This is a genomic window from Paramesorhizobium deserti (genome assembly GCF_001558695.1).
GTDB lineage: Bacteria > Pseudomonadota > Alphaproteobacteria > Rhizobiales > Rhizobiaceae > Paramesorhizobium > Paramesorhizobium deserti.
This window is the reverse complement of record NZ_LNTU01000001.1, coordinates 540,307-557,821: the sequence shown is the minus strand read 5'-3', so window position 1 is coordinate 557,821 and position 17,515 is coordinate 540,307. Positions and strand designations below refer to the sequence as shown.

Annotated in this window: 13 protein-coding genes; 9 read left to right on the top strand and 4 right to left on the bottom strand. The window is 60.8% G+C overall.

The features are described 5' to 3' along the window. Positions 1-371 precede the first annotated feature (371 nt). The 6 genes from ATN84_RS02625 to ATN84_RS02595 all read left to right on the top strand — a co-directional run bounded on the left by ATN84_RS02625 (position 372) and on the right by ATN84_RS02595 (position 8,363). Positions 372-833: a MerR family transcriptional regulator gene (locus ATN84_RS02625; RefSeq protein ID WP_342027656.1), complete on the top strand. Its 462-nt coding sequence runs from the start codon at positions 372-374 to the stop codon at positions 831-833. Positions 834-1,378: 545 nt separating this feature from the next. Beyond that, complete coding sequence (locus ATN84_RS02615; RefSeq protein WP_068879962.1) at positions 1,379-3,175, top strand: acyl-CoA dehydrogenase C-terminal domain-containing protein; 1,797 nt, start codon at positions 1,379-1,381, stop codon at positions 3,173-3,175. Positions 3,176-3,295: 120 nt separating this feature from the next. After that, entirely contained in the window at positions 3,296-4,504 is a 1,209-nt protein-coding gene (locus tag ATN84_RS02610) for an acetyl-CoA C-acetyltransferase (RefSeq protein ID WP_068879961.1), read from the top strand. Between the two features lie 16 nt (positions 4,505-4,520). Next, positions 4,521-6,740 (top strand): FAD-dependent oxidoreductase, encoded by a 2,220-nt coding sequence (locus ATN84_RS02605; protein ID WP_068879960.1) that lies wholly within the window; start codon positions 4,521-4,523, stop codon positions 6,738-6,740. A 163-nt stretch (positions 6,741-6,903) separates the two neighbouring features. Beyond that, entirely contained in the window at positions 6,904-7,563 is a 660-nt protein-coding gene (locus tag ATN84_RS02600; RefSeq protein ID WP_068879959.1) for a S24 family peptidase, read from the top strand. Further along, on the top strand, positions 7,530-8,363 hold the full coding sequence (locus ATN84_RS02595) for a thermonuclease family protein (protein ID WP_068879958.1): 834 nt from the start codon (positions 7,530-7,532) through the stop codon (positions 8,361-8,363). The genes ATN84_RS02600 and ATN84_RS02595 overlap by 34 nt, the downstream gene beginning before the upstream one ends. An 11-nt stretch (positions 8,364-8,374) precedes the next feature. Here the strand turns inward: ATN84_RS02595 and ATN84_RS02590 are convergent, their stop codons facing one another. Then, complete coding sequence (locus ATN84_RS02590; protein ID WP_068879957.1) at positions 8,375-10,030, bottom strand: lysine--tRNA ligase; 1,656 nt, start codon at positions 10,028-10,030, stop codon at positions 8,375-8,377. Positions 10,031-10,231: 201 nt separating this feature from the next. Here ATN84_RS02590 and ATN84_RS02585 point away from each other — a divergent pair, with 201 nt between their 5' ends. After that, on the top strand, positions 10,232-10,645 hold the full coding sequence (locus tag ATN84_RS02585) for a tellurite resistance TerB family protein (RefSeq protein ID WP_068879956.1): 414 nt from the start codon (positions 10,232-10,234) through the stop codon (positions 10,643-10,645). A gap of 8 nt (positions 10,646-10,653) precedes the next feature. On the opposite strand, the gene ATN84_RS02580 is transcribed toward ATN84_RS02585, so the two are convergent. Then, positions 10,654-11,508, bottom strand: a complete 855-nt coding sequence (locus ATN84_RS02580) for a transporter substrate-binding domain-containing protein (protein ID WP_068879955.1) — start codon at positions 11,506-11,508, stop codon at positions 10,654-10,656. Positions 11,509-11,960: 452 nt separating this feature from the next. On the opposite strand from ATN84_RS02580, the gene ATN84_RS02575 reads away from it, so the two are divergent. After that, complete coding sequence (locus ATN84_RS02575; RefSeq protein WP_244490966.1) at positions 11,961-13,820, top strand: glycosyltransferase family 2 protein; 1,860 nt, start codon at positions 11,961-11,963, stop codon at positions 13,818-13,820. On the opposite strand, the gene ppk2 is transcribed toward ATN84_RS02575, so the two are convergent. Beyond that, the gene (ppk2, locus tag ATN84_RS02570; protein WP_068879953.1) at positions 13,728-14,648 is read right to left on the bottom strand and encodes a polyphosphate kinase 2; all 921 of its coding nucleotides are present in this window, start codon (positions 14,646-14,648) and stop codon (positions 13,728-13,730) included. The two genes, ATN84_RS02575 and ppk2, sit on opposite strands and share 93 nt — an antisense overlap. Before the next feature lie 175 nt (positions 14,649-14,823). On the opposite strand from ppk2, the gene ATN84_RS02565 reads away from it, so the two are divergent. Then, positions 14,824-16,122 (top strand): ATP-binding protein, encoded by a 1,299-nt coding sequence (locus ATN84_RS02565; protein WP_068879952.1) that lies wholly within the window; start codon positions 14,824-14,826, stop codon positions 16,120-16,122. 665 nt (positions 16,123-16,787) lie between these two features. On the opposite strand, the gene ATN84_RS02560 is transcribed toward ATN84_RS02565, so the two are convergent. Beyond that, positions 16,788-17,318, bottom strand: coding sequence for a GcrA family cell cycle regulator (locus tag ATN84_RS02560; RefSeq protein WP_068879951.1), 531 nt, complete (start codon positions 17,316-17,318; stop codon positions 16,788-16,790). Positions 17,319-17,515: the final 197 nt, after the last annotated feature.

Genomic DNA, 17,515 nt, shown 5'->3' with positions numbered 1-17,515 from the left:
GGGCTTCCTGTCTCGGTGCGGCCGGCGACAGATATTCCCGCTCCTCTTGCTGCTGTTTCGGCCCCGACGGGTGGGGTGTGCCCCCTGAATCCGGCACATGAAAATATTCTCTTGCCTCCAAATAAATTGGGAGGCGCGCTTGCATTCCCGAAACGATTTCGTTATGCGCCAGATAGGTGCAAAAAATTTATGTTGGCGTGTGCGTCCACCCGCCAACGTTGAAAAACTGCGCTTCGATGTTGGATACGATTTGGGAATGACAGCCTTGGCTGGCCCCGTGCTTTCCTATGTCCGAAAGCCTTCTTCGATGAGGGTTCGAGGGGGGGGGGAGCGCAGGATCCTTCCGGAGCTCAAAACTGGAAAACGACAATATGAACGACCACAACGTCGTGGGCGGTCCTGCCATAATGCTGTTCATGGACGAGCAGCACGAGATACCGGAAGACAAGACCTTCCGCATTGGCGATCTGGCCAGCGAATTCGGCGTTTCGCTGAGGACTTTGCGTTTCTATGAGGACAAGGGCTTGCTCAGCCCGCGCCGCGCCGGAAACACGCGGATTTATACGCGCAGCGACCGCAAGCGGCTCCGCCTCGTCCTGTTCGGACGCAAGGTCGGCTTTACGCTCCGCGAATTGAAGCATCTGATCGATCTCTACGAGCCGGAAGGCTCCAATATGCGTCAGATGCGGGCCGTCCTGGATAAATCCACACGGCAACTGACCCGGCTGGAGCAACAGCGTACGGCGCTCGACGAGTCGATCGCCGAATTGCGCGATGTCGTCGATTATATTCTCGGCCGAATGGGTCTTGCGGCGCAGGCGGCGATCTCCTGATAGCCCTGCGCTGCGCCAGACACGGCTGGCCGACGCCTCAGCTACCCGGCAATTGAATTCATTCAGTTGTCCGCCCGAAAGCGTTTCGGTGTTTAAGAGAAGCAGCGTTTCTATGCTCCGGCGGGGCAATTCATCGCAATTCCGTCATACTCGGCCCCGATCAGAGTATCCATCCCTGACCGTCGAAACCGCATCCATCGTCTGATATGCGGGCGCTGCATTGCCTGTCCGGAATGGATCCCGGATCAGGTCCGATGATGACGTCAGTTGGGGGCGTGCCCGCCTCCCTACCGCGTCGGCTGTGCGGAAAGGCCTGAAGGTCGAGGGATTCCATCAAAACGTGAAACGCCTTGGCGGCGCGCCAAAGCGCCGTCCATACAAAACCCTGCCGCCGCATGCCTCTCCATGCGGAATTTTTGCATCACGCGATTTTGACGTTTACGCAAACGTCAAAATTCGGTAGGGTTCGCCGCGAGAATGGCCTTTCCGGGTTTGCAGAGCCATGGCTGATCCGGTCCCGGCCTTTCATCTGATGGAGGAAATTGATGCCGAGCTACCGCGCGCCTGTCGAAGATACGCTTTTCGTTCTCAACGATGTCCTGGGATACGAGCGCTACAACAATCTTCCCGGCTTTGCCGATGCCTCGCCCGATGTGGTCGAGGCCATTCTTCAGGAAGGCGCCAAGCTGGCGGAGAATACGCTGTTTCCGCTTAATCAGATCGGCGACCACGAAGGCTGCGAGCGCCACGACGACGGCTCGGTGACCACCCCCAAAGGTTTCAAGCAGGGCTACGATCTCTATTGCCAGGGCGGCTGGCTGGGTCTTGCCGTTCCCGCCGAATATGGCGGGCAGGGGCTGCCTTACGCGCTGCATGTGGCGGCGGGTGAATATATGTCGTCGGCCAACATGGCGCTGATGATGTATCCGGGCCTGACCCAGGGCGCGATCGCGGCGATCCTCACCCACGGGACAGAGGAGCAGAAGCAGGCCTATCTGCCGAAGATGGTGGAGGGTGTGTGGACCGGCACCATGAACCTGACCGAGCCGCATTGTGGCACCGATCTCGGCCTTCTGCGCACCAAGGCCGTGCCTGATGGTAACGGCTCCTACAAGATTTCCGGGCAGAAGATCTTCATCTCCGCCGGCGAGCACGACATGTCTGAGAATATCATCCATCTGGTTCTCGCCCGCATCGAGGGTGCGCCGGAAGGCACCAAGGGCATATCGCTCTTCATCGTTCCGAAATATGAGCTCGACGGAAACGGCAATCCGGGAAAACGCAATGGCGTTTCCTGCGGTTCGATCGAGGAGAAGATGGGCATTCACGGCAATGCCACCTGCGTCATGAATTATGACGAGGCGACCGGCTATCTCATCGGCGGCGAGAACAAGGGCCTGCGCGCCATGTTCACCATGATGAACGAAGCCCGCCTCGGCGTCGCGCTGCAGGGGCTTTCGGTTGCCGAAACCGCTTACCAGAACGCCGCGATCTATGCCCGCGAGCGCCTGCAGGGCCGCGCGCTTTCCGGCGCCGCCGAGCCGGAGAAGAAAGCTGATCCGATCATCGTCCATCCCGATATCCGCCGGTCGCTGATGACGATCCGCTCCTTCAACGAGGCAGGCCGGGCGCTGCTGCTGTGGACCGCGCTCAAGGCTGATATCGCCCACCGTTCGCCCGACGAGGCGGAGCGCCAGGCGGCGGACGATCTCATCGGCCTGATGACGCCTGTGCTGAAGGGCGTCTTGACCGACAAGGGCTTCGACCATGCGGTCATGGCGCAGCAGGTCTTCGGCGGCCATGGCTATATCGAGGAGCATGGCATGAGCCAGTATGTGCGCGATGCGCGCATCGCCATGATCTATGAGGGCGCCAACGGCATCCAGGCGCTCGATCTCGTCGGCCGCAAGCTCGGCGCCAATGGCGGGCGCGCCGTCATGGCCTTCTTCAAGGAGGTCGGCGACTTCTGCGAGGATAACCGCGCTAATGACAAGCTCTCCTTCTTCACCAAGCATCTGAAGAAAGGCTTGAACGACCTGCAGGCCGCCACCATGTGGCTGATGCAGAACGCGATGGCCAAGCCCGACAATGCCGGTGCTGCCTCGACCGATTACATGCACCTCTTCGGCCTAGTGGCGCTGGGCTATATGTGGGCGCAGATGGCCAAGGTCGCGCAGGAGAAGCTTGATGCCGGAGCCGGCGAAAAGACCGCCTATTTCGAAGCCAAGCTCGCCACCGCGCGCTACTTCATGGAGCGTGTCATGCCAGAGACTGCGGCGCACCTCGCCCGTATCCAGACCGGCGCGGACACACTGATGGCGCTGCCGGCTGAGGCGTTTTAAGGTTGGGTTTGTTTTGATGGAAACATCGGCGCTCTATGTTGCTCCCTCTGTCCCGCAGGGCAGAGGGAGGCGACGTAGAGCGCCAGCGTCTCCAACATAAGTCTCTAAGGGAGAAGATGAATGGCCGAAGCCTATATTTATGATCATGTCCGCACCCCGCGCGGGCGCGGCAAGAAGGACGGTAGCCTGCACGAAGTGCCTGCCGTGCGCCTCGGCGCCAAGGTGCTGGAGGCGCTGCGCGATCGCAATGGGCTCGACACTTCGCAGGTCGATGACATCATTTACGGCTGCGTCGATCCGGTCGGTGAGGCGGGCGCGGTGATTCCGCGTTCCTCCGCCTTCGAGGCGGGCTATGATTTCAAGGCGCCAGGCATGCAGATCTCGCGCTTCTGCGCTTCCGGTCTCGATGCCGTCAATTTCGCCGCCGCCAAGATCGCGCAGGGTGCGGATGATATCGTCATCGCCGGCGGCGTGGAGAGCATGTCCCGCGTCGGCATGGGCATGTCGGGCGGCGCCTGGTACATGGACCCGTCGGTGGGCCTGCCCGGCTATTTCATGCCGCAGGGCGTCTCCGCTGATCTGATTGCCACCAAATACGGCTTCTCCCGTGATGACGTCGATGCCTACGCGGTGGAAAGCCAGAAACGCGCGGCAAAGGCCTGGGAGAAGGGCTATTTCAAGAACTCGGTCATTCCGGTCAAGGACCAGAACGGCCTGACCATTCTCGACCGTGACGAGACGATCCGGCCGGGAACCGACATGCAGGCGCTGGCTGCGCTCAATCCGTCCTTCGTCATGCCCGGCGAGATGGGCGGCTTCGATGCCGTCGGCATCCAGGCGCATCCCGATGTCGAGGCGGTGAACCATGTTCATCACGCCGGCAATTCGTCCGGCATCGTGGATGGCGCGGCGGGCGTGCTGCTCGGCTCCAGGAAGGCGGGCAAGACGCTTGGCCTGAAACCACGCGCGCGCATCCGCACCTTCGCCAATATAGGCTCCGAGCCGGCGCTGATGCTGACCGGCCCTGTCGATGTCACGGAAAAGCTGCTGAAGCGCTCGAAGATGAAGCTGTCCGACATCGATCTCTTCGAGCTGAACGAGGCCTTCGCCGCCGTGGTGCTGCGCTATATGCAGGCCTTCGACATTCCGCACGACAGGATCAACGTCAATGGCGGCGCGATTGCCATGGGCCATCCGCTCGGCGCGACGGGCGCGATGATCCTCGGCACTGTGCTCGACGAGCTTGAACGCCGCGATCTGAACACCGCGCTCGTCACGCTGTGCATCGGCGCGGGCATGGGCACCGCCACCATCATCGAACGCGTCTGACCGGGGAGGAAGCAGAATGACCTACAAGAATTTCAAATTCGATGTCGACGCGGACGGCATTGCGCTCGTCACCTGGGACATGCCCGACAAATCGATGAACGTTTTTACCGTCGAAGCGATGCAGGAACTGAACGCGATCATCGATGCGGTTGCCGCCGACGAGAAGATCAAGGGCGTCGTCATCACCTCGGGCAAGGACTCGTTCTCCGGCGGCGCGGACCTGACCATGCTGGAAGGCATGTTCAAGCAATTCCACAAGCAGAAGGCGAAAGACCCGGAGGGCGCTGTCCAGACGCTGTTCGACAATGTCGGCAAGATGGGCGGCCTGTTCCGCAAGCTCGAAACCTGCGGCAAGCCATGGGTTTCGGCCATCAACGGCACCTGCATGGGCGGCGCGTTCGAGATGTCGCTCGCCTGCCATGGCCGTGTCGCCTCCGACGCGCCTGATGTGAAAATGGCGTTGCCGGAGGTGAAGGTGGGCCTGTTTCCTGGCGCCGGCGGCACGCAGCGCGTTCCGCGCCTCACTAACCAGCAGGACGCCCTGCAGATGATGACATCAGGCTCCAGCCTGACGGCGCAGCGCGCCAAGGCGATGGGGCTCGTCACCGAAATCGCGCCGGCCAAGAAGCTGGTAGAGACAGCGAAGAAGCTGATCAAGGGCGGTCTTAAGCCCGTGCAGCCGTGGGACGAAAAAGGCTTCAAGCTGCCGGGCGGGCCGATCTATTCGGCGGCCGGCGCCAATCTCTGGCCTGCCGCGAGCGCCATCCTGCGCCGCGAAACCTATGGCAACTATCCCGCCGCGACTGCTATCCTCAAATGCGTCTATGAAGGCCTGCTCGTGCCGTTCGACACGGGGTTGAAGATCGAGCAGCGCTATTTCACGCAAATCCTCCAGACCACCGAGGCGGGCATGATGATCCGCTCGCTGTTCGTCTCGCTGCAGGAACTGAACAAGGGCGCGCGCCGCCCGGCCGATGTGAAGCCGACGAAATTCACCAAGGTGGGCGTCATCGGCGCGGGCTTCATGGGCGCAGGCATTGCCTATGTCACCGCCAAGGCCGGCATCCCCGTGGTGCTGATCGACCGGGATCTTGAATCTGCGGAGAAGGGCAAGGCCCATTCCGCCGATCTCATCGCCAAGGAGATGCAGAGGGGCAGGGCGACCGAGGAGGACAAGCAGAAGCTTCTCTCGCTCATCACTGCATCGGCAGACTATGCCGATCTCGAAGGCGCCGATCTGGTGATCGAGGCCGTATTCGAGGACCGCGAGGTCAAGCGCCAGGCGACGGAGAGGGCGGAAGCGGCGCTGAAGTCTTCGGCCATCTTCGCTTCCAACACCTCCACCCTGCCGATATCAGGCCTCGCCAAGGTCTCCCAGCGCCCGAAGAACTTCATCGGCATCCATTTCTTCTCGCCCGTCGACAAGATGATGCTGGTGGAGGTCATCCTCGGCAAAAAGACCTCCGACAAGGCGCTGGCCGTGGCGCTCGATTATGTGCGCGCCATCAAGAAGACGCCGATCGTCGTCAACGACACGCGCGGCTTCTACGTTAATCGCTGCGTGCTGCGCTACATGTCGGAAGCCTACAATATGCTGATCGAGGGCGTCCCGCCGGCGATGATCGAGAACGCCGCGCGCATGGCCGGCATGCCGGTCGGCCCGCTGGCGCTCAATGACGAGACGGCGATCGACCTGTCGCAGAAGATCCTGAAGGCGGCGCTGGCCGATCTGGGACCGAAGGCTGTCGATCCGCGGCATGTCGAGCTGGTCGATACGCTGGTCGACAAATATGACCGCAAGGGCCGCAAGAACGGCAAGGGCTTCTATGATTATCCGCCGAAGCCCGCCAAGAAGCATCTGTGGCCGGAATTGAAGACGCTCTATCCGCAACAGGACCCCGACAAGGTGGATGTCGAGGAACTGAAGCAGCGCTTCCTGTTCGTGATCGCGCTGGAAGCGGCCCGTGTCATGGAAGAAGGCATCGTCACCGATCCGCGCGAGGCCGATGTGGGCTCCATCCTCGCCTTCGGTTTCGCGCCCTATACCGGCGGTACGCTCTCCTATATCGACGGCATGGGTGCGAAAAAATTCGTCAAGCGCGCCAGGGAGTTGCAGAAGAAGTACGGAGCCCAGTTCAAGGCGCCGAAGCTGCTCACCGACATGGCGGAAAGCGGCGAAACCTTCTACCAGCGCTTCGATCCCTATAAGGGGGAAGCGCAGAAGAAGGCCGCGTGATCGCTCGTTAAGTGATTGGACGACGTGAAAAAGCGGGCTTAGGCCCGCTTTTTTTCCTATAATTGGTCGACAATCCAGGCAAAAGCCGGGTTTCCAAATTTCTTGGACTTGCTCCGGGCACAGAAAAGAGGTATTTTTTCCTGTCCCTTTCAGGAAGACCGACATGTTGTCTCACGACCGCGTATGGGCTGCTATCGACGCGCTGGCCGAGCGATACTCGCTGACGACCTCCGGTCTTGCCCGCCGTGCGGGCCTCGATCCCACCACCTTCAACAAATCCAAGCGCTATGCCGCGGATGGACGCGCACGCTGGCCGTCGACGGAATCGCTTGCCAAGGTGATGGAGGCCACCGGCGCATCGCTTGATGAATTCATGGCGCTGGTGCGTGGAGAGGCGGGCCCTTTCTCCGGCGCGACTTCCACCGCCTCCGCTTCCTCGCGCTCGATCCCGCTTCTGGGCCTGGCGCAGGCCGGCGCGGGCGGCTTCTTCGATGATGGCGGCTTTCCCGTCGGCCAGGGCTGGGATGTGGTGGAGTTTCCCTCCGGTCCCGCCGAGGCGACCTACGCGCTTGAGGTTTCCGGCGATTCCATGTTGCCGCTCTACCGCGATGGCGATACGCTGATTGTCGCTCCCGGCGCTTCCGTGCGCCGCGGCGACCGCGTGGTGCTGAAGACGAGGGAAGGGGAGGTCATGGCCAAGATACTGCATCGCCAGACGCCGCGCACCATCGAGCTCCTGTCGATGAACCCCGAGCATCCCCACCGCACTTTCGACACGTCGGAAGTCGAATGGATCGCCCGCATCATCTGGGCGAGCCAGTAACGATGGCGGTGCGGCAACTGGCGCCACTCGTGCTGGCCGTGTTCGTCGCCTGCGTTCTCATTACCGTATTCGTCGCGCCGAGCTATGGCGTGCTCGACGGCGCCGGCGGGACGCAAGCTGCGTCGCCGATTGTGACCGAAGATTTCGAGTTGCCCCAGGACGAGGAAGAAACGCAGTCGATCGGCAGCCGGCCCGGCAATGCCGGTGCGAACGAAAAGCTGGCCGCCCGGCAGGCAGTACCCGGCTTCGCGCTTCCGCTCGATGATGGTCCGCTGGAGCGGATTGAACCGCGCGCGCCATTGAGTGAATTGAGCCTGGCGCTGCCGCCTCCGCCGCCCACCTCGGCTCCCGGTGAAATCAGGTACCGCCTTCTGCACCAGCCGGTCGCCACCGCCGCCGGTCGCATCGAGGCCGATGGACATGTGATCGAGGTGGAGGGGATCGACATTCCTTCACTGGATGAAACATGCACCGATCCGGCAGGCGCAAGCTGGCCCTGCGGCATGCAGGCCCGCACCGCCTTCCGCGCCTGGCTGCGTGCCAGGGCCGTCATGTGCCGCCTGCCGGCAGCCCCGTCCGGCGAGGCGACCGCCACCGATTGCACCCTCGGCGGTGAGGATGTCGCCGCATGGCTGGTGGACAATGGCTGGGCGAGAGCCAAGGCGGGCAGCCCTTATGCCGAGCGCGCCCGCAAGGCCGAGGAAGCGCATCTCGGCATTTTCGGCCAGCGGCCCGAGGGCGTATCGCCGGCAATCAGCGCCTCGGCGCCTGCCCCCGCTGAGGCTGAACCACTCCAGTAAGAAGACTGGTTTCAGACCAGTTCGCCAGCCAGCGCCTTGCGGATGAGCGACCGGGTTTCCTCGATCCCGTAGAGCGCGACGAAGGAGCCGAAGCGCGGGCCGCGCTCCTGCCCGATCAAGACCTCGTAGAGCATCTGGAAGAAAGCGATTGAAACACCCGGACCGCCTTCAGGGCTTTTCTTGGAGTGGTCCTGATAGCGCTCGATGGCGCGGGCGACATCGAGAATGGTGTTCTGGATGGTGCTACCGTCCGCATCGGCAGGCAGTGTGCCGAGCTTGGTTTCGAGCGCTTCGAGCGCCTGCCGTTCCACCTCGTCGGGCGCCCGGAATTTCTTCGTCGGCTTCACGAAATCGTTGAAATAGCGGATCGCATAGCCGACCAGCGCATCCAATGCCGGATTATTCTCCGGCGAGACACCCGGCACATGACGCGAGATGAAGCCCCAGAGCACACCAGGGTTTTCCGCGTTCGAGGCGCTCACCAGATTGAGCAGCAGCGCAAACGGCACCGGCAGGCCTTCCTGCGGCGGATTGCCGTAATGGATGTACCAGACCGGATTGTTCAGCCGCTCCTTCCAATCCTGCCGCTGATAGGCGGAAAGATAGGTGAAATATTCGTCCACCGCCTTCGGGATCACATCGAAATAGAGCTTCTTCGCGGTCTTGGGCTTCTGGAAATTATAAAGCGCCAGGCTCTCGGTCGGCGCATAAGCCAGCCACTCGTCGATTGCGATGCCGTTGCCCTTGGATTTGGAGATCTTCTGGCCGAGCTGGTCGAGGAAAAGCTCATAGACGAAATGCTCTGGCGCCCGCCCGCCCAGGATTTCGCAGATACGATCGTAGAGCGCCGCATTGGTCTGGTGATCCTTGCCGAACATCTCGAAATCGATGCCGAGCGCCGCCCAGCGCATGCCGAAATCCGGCTTCCATTGCAGCTTCACATTACCGCCGGTGACGGAGAGCGTCGTCTCGGTACCGTCCTCATCGTCGAAAGTAATCGTGCCGCTCTTCGCGTCGACCTTTTTCATCGGCACGTAGAGTACGCGGCCCGACTTGGGCGAGATCGGCAGGAAGGGGCTGTAGGTCGCCTGCCGCTCTTCGCCCAGCGTCGGCAGCATCACCTTCATGATGTCGTCATAGCGCTCGACAGCCTTCAGGAGCACCGCGTCGAACTTGCCGGACTTGTAATACTCCGTGGCGCTCGCGAATTCGTAGTCGAAGCCGAACGTATCAAGGAAACGGCAGAGCATCGCATTGTTATGCGCGGCGAAGCTCCCGTAATCGCCGCCGAACGGATTCGGCACGGAAGAAAGCGGCAATTGCAGATAAGGCTCCAGCGCCGCCTTATCAGGCACATTGTCCGGGATCTTGCGCATCCCGTCCATGTCATCGGAAAAGCAGATGAGCCGCGTCTTCACCTTGTCTTCGGTCAGCACCCGGAAGGCGTGGCGCACCATTGAGGTGCGCGCCACCTCACCGAACGTGCCGATATGCGGCAGACCGGAGGGGCCATAACCGGTCTCGAAAAGCACGGTTTCAGGAAGGCCGGTCTTCTCGTAGCGCTTGAGAATTTTCCGCGCTTCCTCGAACGGCCACGCTTTCGCTTCCCTTGCCGCCGCAATCAGCTCGGGCGTCATCGCAATGTCGGGAAGGCGGTTTGTGGTCATTTTGAGGTCCTGATGTCGAAACTTTGCGTTTATGCGCGTTTTGGAAAATCACCTTTATAGTGATCATTCTCTATAAAGGTGATTTTTCCTGCTCTATGGCGATGGCCGTTCTGCGTCAATCTCTGCACCGGAATTTCCTTGCGCGCTGGCTTCCGGCTTCCTAGGTTCGCCAGTGATTTGCATAAGACACGAGGAAAAGAGATGTCGAAGATTTCGCCGCAGGACGCGCTTGTTTACATCATGGTCACGACCTCGGCGGCGGATACCAGGATGACCGATGCGGAGCTTTCCTCCATCGGCAATATCGTCACCCGCCTTCCCGTGTTCCGCAGCTTCGATGCGAGTCGGCTCGCCGATCTCGCGGCCCGCTGCTATTCGCTGCTGGAAGATGAGGACGGTCTCGACCGCATCCTCGACATCGCCCATGACGCGCTGCCCGAGCGGCTCTACGACACTGCCTATGCGCTGGCGGTCGAGGTCGCGGCCGCCGATCTCCATGTGGAGCAGGAAGAGCTTCAATTCCTGCAGATGCTGCGCGACCGCTGGAACCTCGACGAACTGACGGTCGCTGCCATTGAGCGCAGCGCCCGGGTGCGCTTCCGCAAGCTCACCTGACCGCTGCTTCAATAGAAGCCGACGGGAAAATATCTGAGATAGAGTTCCGTCATCACGCCCTTTTCCTCTAGGGCCTTGAGCGCATAGTCAAACGCCGCCGCAAGTTGCGGGTTGTCGCCTGCAACGGCGATGGTCATGCCCTCGCCGAGGAATTGCGGGCTGAGATAGGGGCCGCCGGAAAACGCGCAGCAGCCTTCCGACGCATTGCCGTCGAGCCAGAAGGAAAGCGTCATGCCATCTCCAAAGACGGCATCGAGTTTTCCGGCCTTGAGATCGGCGAGGAGCTGATCTCTCTGGGTGTAACCTACGATATCGGCATCGGGAAAATAGCGGCGCAGCATCGCTTCATGTGCCGTCCCGGTTACGACGCCCGTGCGCTTGCCCCTGAGATTTTGACCGAGAGGCTCGTTCAGCGTGGCCGTGTGCTGCGTGACAAAGCGGGCCGGCAGGCCAAGGTAGGGCCGTGAGAATGCGAATTCGGCGCGGCCTTCCGCCGTCGGCTCCAGGCCGGCGATGATCGCCTCGCCGTCGCCGGCTTTCAGCCTGTCGCGCAATTCGCTCCAGGGCATCGCCTCGATCTGGCAGATGTCGCTAATGGCCAGCTCGTCGCAAATGGCGCGCGCCAGATCGATATTGTAGCCAGCCAGCTTGCCGCCGCTATCGATGAAGTTGAAAGGCGGAAAATTGACGCTCGTCAGAAACCGCAGCCTTCGCAGCCTGGAGATATCCGGCTTGGCGATGCGCTCGTGTGGATCCCAGAATGTCGGGATATTCGGCTGTCCCGCGGTCACCGGCAGAGCTGGAACGCCGATCACAAAGCCTGCAGACAAAATCAGTGAGGAGATGAAAGCTGAAGATTTCATTGAGCTTGTTCGTGCGCGAACCCCGATAGTCAGAAGCTCTTATCATGAAGCGGCCTCCATGCGAATCCCATCCGCAAATATGGCTCCATCGGAACTTCAGAATATTATAAAGTATAACTATAAAGTATTATAAAATAATGAAAAGCTTGCGAATCAAAAATGTGTTGTATTCTGCAAATTTGCAAGTATTAATAAAGCATTCATTTTCGAAAGGGGCAGAAAATGTCGTGTAAAAGTACATCTGTTTCGAGTCTTATGGAAAAGTTCTTTTCCAAAACTGCATTGAAATAGCCATGTCGACAATCGGGGGCTCTGAAGGGCGTCGAGCCGCGGAAGCGGTTTGGCTGCCGAAGCGATATCGCGCCGAAATTTTGGTTTGTTCGGCCATAGCAGCAAGACTCTGCCTCGACGGGGCGGAGCGCAATGCGATTGTGCAGGCATTTGCCGCGGCAATGACAAACAAGACTTCGTTTACGGATGAAGTCTTGATCTCCGCCGGAATTGGCCAGGATCAGCTCTATGGGGCGATCGCCGATGAATTGGGCGTGCGCTTCGAAGATCGCATCGTCTCATCGCGTATCCTTTTGCGCGAGGATGACGTGCCGCAAAACCTGCGCGCCATCCGTCATGCTCTCGTTGCGCATGGTGAAGGACGTACGCTGCTTTATATCGCACCGACGATCAGTGACCTGATCGTTCTCAAGCGATGCCTTTCCCAGTCTCCCGCCCTGGCTGAGCGGCTGCGCATATGCCCGCCTTCAACCCTGACGGAGATGATGCGCCTGAGGCAGGAGCGGCAATTGGCGCGGTGGGCGCAGGAAATGACGCCGCCGCATTTCTCGGCCGCGCTGGTGATGCATGGCTGGCAGGCCTTCATGCTGGCTGAGATGATCTTTTTTCTGTTCGGGTTTTTTCTGTTCCGACCGCTGGAAACGGCCGTCATGCTGCATATCGGCCTGACACTGTTTTTTTTTGGCTGTGTGATGATGCGGCTGCTCGCCGCCCGCGTGGCGCGGGTGCCTTGTTTGCTGGCGACAAGGGCCGCTCCGGCGAAGGACATGCCGATCTACACGATCTTGGTGCCGCTCTATAAGGAGGCGGAGATTGTCGGACAGTTACTCGAGGCGCTGTCGCGGCTGCGCTGGCCCGCATCCAAGCTCGATATAAAGCTCGTCTGCGAAGCCGACGATGCCGCGACGATCGCGGCGATTGGCGAGCATGCACTGCCGCCCTGCTTCGAAATCGTCAAAGTTCCGGGGCTGGGCCCGCGCACCAAGCCGAAGGCCCTGAACTACGCCTTGCAATTTGCGCGCGGCGAATTCGTCGTCGTCTATGACGCCGAAGACAGGCCGCATCCCGACCAGTTGCTCGAAGCCTGGAGCGCATTTGCCGGGGGTGGCGAGGATCTCGCCTGCCTGCAGGCGCCTCTGTTGATTTCGAATTTTCGTTCCAACTGGCTCACCCGGATGTTCGCCTTCGAGTATGCCGCGCTGTTTCGCGGGCTGTTGCCTTGGCTCGCGAGCAGGAATCTGGTCATCCCGCTCGGCGGAACTTCCAATCACTTGCGCCGCAAATGCCTGGAAACGGTGGGCGGCTGGGACAGTCACAATGTGACGGAAGATGCCGATCTGGGCATAAGGCTCGCGCGTTTCGGCTACCGCATCGGCGTGATCACACGCGGCACATGGGAAGACGCGCCTGAATACTATAAGGACTGGAAGAACCAGCGGACGCGTTGGCTGAAGGGCTGGATGCAGACCTGGCTCGTCCATATGCGCAATCCTCTGCGCACCTGCCGCGAGCTTGGCCCGGGCCGGTTCGCCATGAGCCTGCTCTATATGACGGGCCTGATCCTGTCAGCGCTCATCTACCCCTTCATGTTGCTGACGGTGATCCTGCTGGTTACGGTGTCGATCGCGGGGCAGAACTCCTTCTGGTCGTTCTACCTGCTTTGCATCGATGTCATGAATATCCTGCTTGCCTATTTCAGCTATTATGTCCTGGGATTGAAGACGCTCGGCCGCGAGGAGCGCAGGGCCGGTCGGTATTTCTGCTGGATACCCGCATACTGGCTGCTGATGTCGTTTTCCGCATGGCGCGCCCTGTGGCAATTGTTCCGGGCGCCGCATCTCTGGGAGAAGACGCCGCACCGTCCAAGCAGTGCATTCGCCACCTGCCGTGGGAACCGGTCAGGGCTATCCGTAATACGAGCCGGCGGCTCAGTCGCCGGGCATCAGAAACGCCGGCCCCGAGCCGATGATAAGCTCGTCTTCACTGCCGATCGCCTCAAGGTCGCGCCCCTTGTAGGGTAGCGACAAAAGCACCCGCCTGATGATGGCGAGCCTTGCCCGCCGCTTGTCGTTGGCGCGTATGACGGTCCACGGCGCATGGGCCGTATGGGTACGCTGGAGCATCTTGTCGCGCGCGTCGGTATAGTCCTGCCAGCGGCTGATGCCGGCGATATCGATGGGCGAGAATTTCCAGCTCTTGAGCAGGCTATGTCGGCGCGCATGAAAACGCTCCAGTTGCGTTTCCTGTCCGATATTGAGCCAGAATTTGAAGAAATAGATGCCATCGGCGACGATCATGCGCTCGAAGTCGGGGGCTTCGTCAAGAAACGCCTCGGTCTGCGCGGGCGTGCAGAAGCCCATCACCGGTTCGACGCCGGCACGGTTGTACCAGGAGCGGTCGAAGGTGACGAATTCGCCCGCTCCCGGCAGATGCGCGACATAGCGCTGGAAATACCATTGCCCGCGCTCGCCATCCGTTGGCTTGGGCAGGGCCACATAGCGCGCAGCGCGTGGGTTCATATATTGCCTGAGCCTCTGGATCGCGCCGCCCTTGCCGGCGGTGTCGCGCCCCTCGAAAACGGCGAGGACGCGTTCGCCGGTTTCCTGCATCCAGGATTGCAGCTTCACCAGCTCGATCTGCAGTTTCTCGAGCGTGTCTTCATAGTCGTCCTTCGGCATGCGCTTGTCGTAGGGATAGCCGCCCGCCGTCAGCACATTGTCCTTGACCCAGCTCGGAAGTTTCTTCGCATCGATATCGAATATCCGCTCCTGGCCACCGATCGTCAGCGCAATGCCGCCGTTGCCGGTTTTCCCCTTCTTTTTGGTCTTTGTCGCAGAACCGTCACGCAAGGCGGATTCCTTTCATTTAAATGAATTCATGGTATGGGGGCATTGATCCGGCGTCCAGAGGCAGCCCTGCGCTTCATCGGAACATGCTTACCGGAACTTGCAGCGCCATATATCCTTTAAGAGATGCTGCGAGCTGTCGAAATATGAGTCGCGCTGGCAGGTGGAACAGGACAGGATGAGCGAAGTCGATAAAGGTACCACGCAGAAGACCGGCAGCCTGGCAGGGCAGGTCGCCGAGCGCATCGTGCGTGCGCGTTACGTTCTTGCCGCAGCGGTCTTGGCGCTGGCCCTGGTTCTCGTATCGGGTGTTTCGCTTCCGGTTCTTTTGTTCCTCGGGGCTATCCTGCTGTTGGCGGTGGCTGCCTTCGCGCCGGGACAGGCAGCAGAAGAAGTGCGGTCGGCGCGCAGCGAAGGAGCGGAAACCGGCCTCTCGCGCATTTCCGGCGAGCGTCTTGCCGAGCAGCTTCCCGATCCGATGATCCTTTTCGACAGCGGCGGCATGGTGCTTTACGCCAATAAGGCGGCGCGCGATGCATTCCAGCCCCTGAGCGAGGATACCGTGCTTTATCTGCGCTTTCGGGCGCCCGAAATGCATGGGTTGATCCAGGGGGTGATCGCCGATGCCGAGCCGCGCGCCATCGATTATTTCGAACGCCTGCCGCTGGACCGCTGGTACAAGGTCATGGCCATGGCGCTCGATGCCGGTGCCGGCGAACGGGCGTCCTTCGCGCTTCTTTTCCGTGATCAGACCGAGATGCGCAGGATCGACCGGATGCGGTCGGACTTCATCGCCAATGCCAGCCATGAGCTGCGCACGCCGCTCGCATCGCTGCGCGGTTTCATCGAGACCCTGCAGGGGCCTGCCCGCAATGACGCGGCGGCGCGCGAAAGGTTCCTCCAGATCATGCAGAAGCAGGCTGACCGCATGGCGCGGCTGATCGATGATCTGCTTTCGCTGTCGCGTCTCGAAATGAAGGCGCATATCGCGGTCACCGAAAGCGTCGATCTGGCAAATGTCCTGAACCATGTTGCCGATACGCTGTCACCGCTGGCGAACGAATTGGAGATGACCATCGAGCGCCGGATACCGCCGCATCCGGTCAAGGTGATGGGCGACCGCGACGAACTGATCCAGGTGTTCCAGAACCTTCTGGAGAATGCCTGCAAATACGGGCAGTCCGGCAAGCGCGTCATCGTGCGCCTGGAAGAGGAAGAAGGCTCCGCCGGCAGGGAGATCGCCGCCTCGATCCAGGATTTCGGGCCAGGTATTCCCTCCGAGCACCTGCCGCGCCTCACCGAGCGGTTCTACCGCGTCGATGTTGAGACCAGCCGGGCCCAGAAGGGCACGGGCCTCGGTCTTGCCATCGTCAAGCACATCCTGACCCGCCACAGGGGAAGGCTGGTCATCCGCTCGCAGGTTGGTGAGGGCTCGACCTTCATCGTTCGCTTCACAGCGCCGGAGATGAAGAGCTGAATTGGCTCCCTGCTGGCAGCGGCGATCATCACCACACCCGGATGCCTCCGTCTGGCCATTGAGAAAGAACACCCGAACCGGGAATGGGAAGACGGGCGGTCATGCGAACGCTCGATCTTTGGTAGTGAGTTTGAATGCGGTCACAGGACCGCCCGTCCGGCGATTTCCGTCTCCGCCCGTTCCGCTTCGGGAAAGGCTGGGGATCGTCGCGGCAGCCTTGCGGCCCCCACGTCCCGTCTCGGCCCTCCCCTTAAGTGCTCGTCCAGCACACACCGGGCGTAGTCCCGGCAGGGGAACCCTTGGACGGAGCCTCCCCGGACGACGAGATACGTTTTCCCGCCGTCGGAGGCGCCGGTTCTTCCCCGCGAGACCCGCCGTCGCGAGCCGCGTTCCCGCGGGAAGAACTGAGGGGAAGGATAAGGGCAGGACGCGAACTGTGGGATAAGTTTTTCGGGAGAAGGTTCCGGAACGGCCGCTTCTGCCGTTCCGAAACGTCGAATTCCACCCGGCCTTTCCAAATCTCACCCTCAGGCCTGACGGCGGGGCATCTTCAAACGACCATCACGCCATGGGCCGATATGTCTATATAATAGCGACTGGAGGAGCGGAGACATCTCCGTCACCCTCGACCGGATCCAGAAATCACGCCAGCCCGCAACCCCGCTTCAGCGGGCGCGGCGGCGCTCCGAGACCGGCTGGAAGGCAAGCTTGGAGTGATAGGTGCAATAGGGGCTGCTTTCGCCGGAATCATTGCCGCAGAAGTGGAAATCCTCATTCAGCGGATCGCCGATCGGCCATTTGCAGGTCCGCTCGCTCAGCTGCAGAAGCGAAAGCCGGCGCGAGATCGGTACCACGACATCGGCCGCGGGCTTGATCACGGTGTGCGCCACCGCTTCCACCGCATATTCAGTCTGCAGGGCCGTTGCGCCGACGCTCTTGGTGACGCTGGTGCGAACCACCGTCTGGCTTGCGCCTGAATGCACATTACCGTTGCGGGCAGCGCTGTTCGTGCTGACCTTCTTGCTGCGCGTCTGGGTCGTAGACGTTTTGCCGCGGCCGGAAAGCTTCAGCCGATGCACCTTGCCGATGACCGCATTGCGGCTGACGCCGCCAAGCTGCGCCGCGATCTGGCTGGCGCTGAGACCTTCGCTCCACAACTTCTTAAGCAGTTCGACGCGCTCGTCTGTCCAGTTCATTGTCCTGGGCTCCAATCTTTCATTCTCACCGGAATCCATCATCCTGTCCGGATTGCCCCAGACAAAACTACTACATCTATCCGGATGACTAGGTCCGCCGCACGAAATCTAGTTTTTGCTAAGGGGGAAACTACATTAATGGGTGACTCCGTGACAAGAGTCCGGCAGCCACAGTGATTTGCTTTTTCAGGTTTTCC